Source organism: Mariniluteicoccus endophyticus (assembly GCF_054780035.1).
Genome location: NZ_BAAGXC010000024.1, coordinates 1 through 6410, shown reverse-complemented (window position 1 = coordinate 6410; position 6410 = coordinate 1). Strand labels below are relative to the sequence as shown.

Here is a 6410-nt window from a genome sequence, read left to right as displayed (position 1 = left end):
GTGAGATCGGTAAGGCTTATGCGGCTCAGGGTTGGGAGCGTGGGTCGTTGGGTTATCCGACGGGTCCTGAGGGTCCGGTGGTGAATGGGACGATCACGCAGAATTTCCAGGGTGGGAAGCTGGTGTTCCATTTCGACACCGGCCGCGTCGACAACGGCACCCCCGTGATCCCCGGGCTCGTGGGCGGTTCCTACCCCGACGCCGACGCCTATCCGTGCGGGAGCAGCTGGTGCAAGAACGGCCGCTCGATGTCGCCGCGTGGCTTCGCGTACCGCAACTGCACCGACTTCGCCGCCTGGCGCCGCGGCATGGTCTGGAGCGAGATCAACGGCAACGGCGACGGCAACGCCATCGGCTGGCGCCAGGGGTGGCTCCAGCGGGGCCGCGCCGTCGGCAGCCAGCCTCGCGTCGGGGCCATCGCCTGGTGGGGTGCCTCGCGAGGCGGTGGCTATGGCCACGTCGGCATCGTGATCGGCGTCAACCCCGACGGCAGCGCCCGGGTCGAGCACTACAACTACGAGGTACGCGGGGGTTACTCGATCACCGAGAGCGCACGCGCGGAGGCGTACCTGTACTGAGCAGGTCGTCGACGACACAACGAGCCCGGGACCCGTTGGTCCCGGGCTCGTTCCCTACTCGGCGGATGTGGAATCTTCCGACCCCTCCGACATGGTCCTGGCGCCCCCGGATGCCTAGGTTGAGGGCATCGACCAGCCCTCAGGAGGACCTCCGATGCTCCCCGAGCTCAATCTTTCCCGCCGCGCCGTGATCGGCGGTGCCGCCGGCGCCGGTGTGCTCGCCGTGGCCGGCGGAGCCGCCGCGACGCTTCCCGCCTTCGCGGCCCCGGCGATGCCGCGCATCTACACGACCTCGGAGTGGGGCGCCCGTCGTCCGAACCGGACCATCGAGGCCGTCAACGCCCGCCCGACGAAGATCATCGTCCACCACACCGCGGGCCCCAACAGTGCCGACACCTCCAAGGCACACGCCTTCGCCGTGTCGCGCGGCATCCAGAGCTACCACATGAGCCTCGACTGGGGTGACTCCGGTCAGCACTTCACCGTGAGCCGTGGCGGCATCATCATGGAGGCGCGCACCGGCTCGCTGGCCCACGTCAAGGGCCGCAAGTCCTTCATCAAGGGCATCCACGCGCGTCAGGCCAACGGCTACACGATCGGCATCGAGAACGAGGGCACCTACACCAGCCAGCTGCCCCCCAAGGCCCAGTACGACGCGCTGGTGAGCCTCCTCGCCTGGCTGTGCTGGTCCTACGGCCTTACCGCCAACGCCATCGACGGCCACCGTGACCACGTCCAGACCGAGTGCCCGGGAACCGCGTTCTACAACCGTCTCGCTCAGCTCCGCAAGGACGTCGCCGCGAAGCTCGGTGGCGGCCCCGTGACCCCGCCGAAGCCGCCGGTCGAACCGCCGGCCGCCAAGTGGGTCGTCCTCAAGGAGGGCTCGAAGGGAGACCGCGTCAAGGTCCTGCAGAACCTGCTGCGTGCCCGCGGTGCCCGCATCGAGGCCGACGGCTCGTTCGGTCCCGCCACCAAGGCCGCCGTCATCGACCTCCAGAAGAGGTCCGGCCTGGCCGCCGACGGCGTCTGCGGCCCGCGCACCTGGCCGAAGGCCATCACCGTCGTCCGTTACGGCATGAAGGGCGACTCTGTGAAGGCCCTCCAGATCGCCCTCGCCGTCAACGACGTCCGCGTCGCCGCCGACGGCTCCTTCGGTCCGAACACCCGCAAGGCGCTGCTCTCGTTCCAGAAGGAGAACCACCTGGAGGAGGACGCGATCTGCGGACCCGCCACCTGGAACGAGCTCATGGCCGTCTGACGGTCCGTCGACGCAGCCCCCGACCCGCCGGTCGGGGGCTGCGTCGCGTCCTGGGCCCCCCTCGAGTCCTGTTCCTCGTGTTGGAGCTGCCGCGCGTCACGGGGCGGTCACGATGTCGGCCCGGCGGTCACGATCCGATAAATCTGAGAACTCTCAGCGTCCCCGGTTCGTCCTACTGGCAAAACCGTCACATCATTCGGGGGAAGACATGGACGACCTGCACCATCACCGCAGCAGCCCGTGGAGGCGCCTACTCGCCGGCGTCGCCGCCCTCGGCCTCGTGGCCGGGCTCGGCGCCTGCGCGGGGAACGCGAAAAGCAGCTACGGCGGCCAGTCGGAGCCCGCTGTGCGGCAGACCGGTGTCGCGGCTCCCGACGCCCGGCCCATGGACCACACGTCGCCGGGACCCTCGCCGCAGAGCACGCCCGCGGTGAGCAACCCGGTCACCGAGACGGCGGAGGACCCGCAGTCGACGTTCGCGCTCGACGTCGACACCGGCTCGTGGACGCGTACGCGCGGCCGGGTGCGCGGAGGCAACAGGCCCTCGCCGCAGGAGGTCCGCACCGAGGAGTTCATCAACGCGTTCCCGCAGGACTACCAGCCTCCCGCCGAGGGCATCGACGTCCGCATGGACGGCACGGCGGTGCCGTGGCTGCCCCAGGACTCCCGCGTCGTCCGCGTCGGCGTCCAGTCGGCCGTCGTCGACCAGTCGAAGCGCCCGGACGCCAACCTGACCTTCGTGATCGACGTGTCGGGCTCGATGGCCGGCGAGGACAAACTGTCGGCAGCGCAGGAGGCGCTGCGTACGCTGACCCGCTCTCTGCGTCCCACCGACTCGGTGACGATCGTGGTCTACGGGTCGAACTCGAAGACCGTGCTGAAGAAGACGCCGGTGTCGAAGACGAGCGTGATCCTGGGGGCGATCGACGACCTGAAGATCGACGGCTCGACCAATGCGGAGGAAGGCCTGAAGCGGGGCTACGACGAGGCGATGAAGAACCGTGAGGACGGCAAGCTCAACCGCGTGGTCCTGCTCAGCGACGGTGTCGCCAACGTGGGCAAGACCGGTCCCGAGGCGATCCTCCAGACAATCGGGAAGGCAGCCCAGAAGAAGGTCGACCTCGTCACGGTCGGCTTCGGCGGCGACTTCAATGACCACCTCATGGAACAGCTCGCCGACAAGGGCAACGGCTTCTTCGCCTACGTCGACAACGCCGACGAGGCGAGCCGGCTGTTCCGCGAAAACCTCACCGGCACGCTGGTCACCACCGGCCGTGACGCGAAAGCCCAGGTCAACTTCGACCCGGCCCAGGTGAAGAGCTACCGCCTGCTGGGCTATGAGAACCGTGCGGTCGACGACAAAGACTTCCGCAACGACAAGGTCGACGGCGGCGAGGTCGGCTCGGGGCACTCGACGACCGCCCTCTACGAGGTGAAGCTCGCCCCGGGGGCCGATCAGGCGAAGCCGTTGGGCAGGGCCACCGTGCGCTACCTGCACCCCGACACCCGTGAGGCCACCGAGCGCACCGCGACACTGACGCCGGGCGCCCTCTCCGCGTCGCTGGAGGCGGCACCGCTGCGCCTGCAGCAGGACGTTGTCGTCGCCTCCCTCAGCGAGTCGCTGCGCGGTGGCCCGTGGGGCGAGATCCGTACGCGCGCCCAGATCGCCGCCGACGCCGAGGCGCTCGCGGTGAAGGTCAAGGACACGCCGACGGCCGACCTGGCCGACGTCAGCCGCCGGCTCGTCTGACGCCCTTCTGCGGTGGTGCGGTCAGCGGGTCCTCCGGCCAGGGGTGCTTGCTGTAGCGCCCACGGTTCTCCGCCCGCACCCCCGCGTACGCGTTGGCCCAGAAGCTCGCCAGGTCGGCGGTGACCGCCAGCGGTCGGCGGGCGGGAGACAGCAGGTGGAACAGCACCGGCACCCGCCCGTCGACCAGGCGCGGGGTCTCGGTCAGCCCGAAGCACTCCTGCAGCTTCACCGCCAGCACGGGGCTCTGGGCGGGGTCCTCGGGATAGTCGAGGCGTACGCGGGTCCCCGTCGGGACCATGATCGACTCGGGGGTCAGCTCGTCGAGACGCCCGGCCTCGGGCCAGGGCAGCAGGCGCCGCAGGGCGGAGGCCAGGTCAACCCGGCCGTTCCCCGAGGCGATCCGATCAAGGTCGGGTGCGAGCCAGACCTCGGCGCTCGCGGCGAGAGCGGCGTCGTCCATCGCCGGCCAGGGCTCGCCGAGGTGGTGGTGGAGCAGTGCCAGCCTTCGCCTCAGCGCGAGGGCCGCGTCCGACCAGTCGAGCGCGCCCAGCCCGTCGCGACGCAGCCCCTCGGCGACCGCCGCCCGGGCCTGCTCCGGCGTCGCCCGCACCGGGGTCGATGCCAGCTCGATCGCCCCCAGCCGTCGTACGCGCCGGGCACTCACCCGCCCTCCGTCCCAGGTGGCGACCACCGACTCGTGGAGCAGGTGGGCGCCGGCCTCGAGCGCCGTCGCCTCGTCGAGCGCGGCGGCCGAACGGATCTGCGCACCGCTGACGCCGCCGGACCGGGCCACGTCGGCGACTGACAGCCACGGCTCCTGGCTGAGGGAGGACCCGCGGGACAGGTCTGCGCCCGTACCTCCCGAGAGCAGGTAGCCGCCGCCCTCGTCCCGCCTCCGCGCGATGCGGTCGGGATAGGCGTACGCGGTCACGAGCCCGACCGCCCGCTCGTCGTCGACGTCGGTGCGGGGCACGGGCGGTACGAGCCGCTCGAGGCGGCGCGACTCCTCGGCCCACCTGCGGGCGGCCGGGCTCCCGCCACGGCGGAGTTGGGCGAGCAGAGCGTGCAGGTCGGCCCGCGGCGCCCGCTCGTCACCGGAGAGCGCGGCCACGACCTCGGCCGCACGCCGCGAGCCGATGAGCGGGTGGGTGTCCAGGAGCGCGCGGGCGAGCCGTGGGTCGGCGGGGACGCGGGCCATTGCCCGACCGCGCTCGGTGGGGCGCCCGTCGGTGTCGAGGGCGCCGAGCTCTATCAGGCGCTGCTCGGCGGCCTCGGCCGCGGGGCGTGGCAGCGCGTCCGGCAGCGCCAGCCCCTCGCCGAGCCGCGAGCCCCAGCAGGCGAGGTCGAGCACCGCGGCGGTCAGGTCGGCCGTCAGCACCTCGGGCCGGGGGCGGTCGGCCAACCGCGTCCAGACCTCCTCGGCGTAGCAGCGCACGACCGTCCCCGGGCCGAGGCGGGCGGCACGTCCGGCCCGTTGGACGGCCGAGGCCCGAGACACCGCCACGGTGACCAGCCCGGTCATGCCACGGCCGGTGTCGACACGCGGCTCGCGCGAGAGGCCGGAATCGACGACGAGGCGTACGCCGGGCACGGTCAGCGACGACTCCGCAACCGAGGTGGCGACCACGACCCGGCGTCGCCCCCCGGGGCGCAGCGCCGCGTCCTGCTCGCGGGCGGACAGGCGCCCGTGGAGGGGGAGGGCCACCAGGCCCCGGGCTCCCAGGCCGTCGACGACACGCTCGATTTCGCGCACGCCCGGGACGAAGACCAGCGCGTCACCCGCCGCGTCGGCCATGGCGCGTGCCGTGGTCGTGACGACGTGCTCGAGGAACTGTGGTGTGACACCCCGCTGGTTCTGGGGTGGCGCGGACGGGGGCGCCCAGCGCACGGTGAGGGGGTGCTGGACCGACTCGACCCCCACCACGGGGGCGGGGACGCCGTCACCCAGGAGCCTGGCGAAGGACTGTGAGTGGAGAGTTGCCGACATGGCGACCAGGGTGAGGTCGTCGCGCAGCTCGGCGACCTCGTGCGCGAACGCCAACACGAGGTCGGAGTCAAGATGGCGTTCATGGACCTCGTCGATGACCACGGCCGACACGCCCTCGAGCCCGGGGTCGGCCAGCAGCCGGCGCAGCAGGACACCGGCGGTGCAGAACTCCACGCGGGTGCGCGGTCCGACCCGCGACTCGCCGCGCACGCTGAAGCCGACTTCGTCCCCCAGGCTTACGCCGGCCAGCTCCGCCAGCCGGGCCGCGGCGGCACGCGCGGCCACGCGCCGGGGCTGCGTCACCACGACGCGGCCCGGCGCGGAGCCGGCGACCGCGGCGGGGACGATCGTGGTCTTGCCAGTCCCGGGCGGAGCCTCAACCACGACGCGTCGCTGCCGCAGCGCCGTCGCCAACCGGGGGACAGCCTCGGCGAATGCGAGGCCCTGTCCGATGCGTGCGAGGTCGAACTCGAAGGTGCCCACGGACCCACCCTAGGGACCCCTCGGGATGGCGCTGCGACACGTGTCGGGGCCCGATTTGACGAGCTCGGCGGAGATCCCTAATGTTCTCCGAGTTGCCTGAACCGCTCGCGGTGAAGGCAGCGTCACGAGGTCAAGAACACCTGATGAAGACTCGGCAAGCCGAGTTGACAAGGTGACAAAGACCGAGTAAGGTTAGGCAGGTTGCCGAGAGACGAAAGTCGAACGGCGGCCACAACTGCCGGAGCCGGGCCGAGGTTGACACCGAGGAAACCGACTGGTAAGGTTGATCGAGTTGCCCCAAGCGGCGCCCGGGAGGGTGGTGCGAGGTGTGTGGTCGATTCTTGAGAACTCAAC

4 protein-coding genes are annotated in these 6410 nt (G+C 71.5%); 3 read left to right on the top strand and 1 reads right to left on the bottom strand.

Translation table 11 applies throughout. The features are described from left to right. From ACYVGD_RS12730 to ACYVGD_RS12720, 3 genes are all read left to right on the top strand, one after another. Positions 1-578: CHAP domain-containing protein (locus ACYVGD_RS12730; protein ID WP_460744109.1), on the top strand; the 578-nt coding region annotated here is incomplete at its 5' end. A 154-nt stretch (positions 579-732) separates the two neighbouring features. After that, positions 733-1836 carry a peptidoglycan recognition protein family protein gene (locus tag ACYVGD_RS12725; protein WP_460744107.1) on the top strand — a complete coding sequence of 368 codons (1104 nt, stop codon included), beginning with the start codon at positions 733-735 and terminating at the stop codon, positions 1834-1836. Positions 1837-2044: 208 nt separating this feature from the next. Next, the gene (locus tag ACYVGD_RS12720) at positions 2045-3586 is read left to right on the top strand and encodes a vWA domain-containing protein (protein WP_460744105.1); all 1542 of its coding nucleotides are present in this window, start codon (positions 2045-2047) and stop codon (positions 3584-3586) included. Here ACYVGD_RS12720 and hrpB read toward each other — a convergent pair. Beyond that, on the bottom strand, positions 3567-6056 hold the full coding sequence (hrpB, locus tag ACYVGD_RS12715) for an ATP-dependent helicase HrpB (RefSeq protein WP_460744103.1): 2490 nt from the start codon (positions 6054-6056) through the stop codon (positions 3567-3569). The two genes, ACYVGD_RS12720 and hrpB, sit on opposite strands and share 20 nt — an antisense overlap. Positions 6057-6410 lie beyond the last annotated feature (354 nt).

Excerpts from the sequence above, each read along its gene's own strand:
- ACYVGD_RS12725 (WP_460744107.1), top strand. The coding sequence starts at position 733 with ATGCTCCCCGAGCTCAATCTTTCCCGCCGCGCCGTGATCGGCGGTGCC.
- ACYVGD_RS12720 (WP_460744105.1), top strand. The coding sequence starts at position 2,045 with ATGGACGACCTGCACCATCACCGCAGCAGCCCGTGGAGGCGCCTACTC.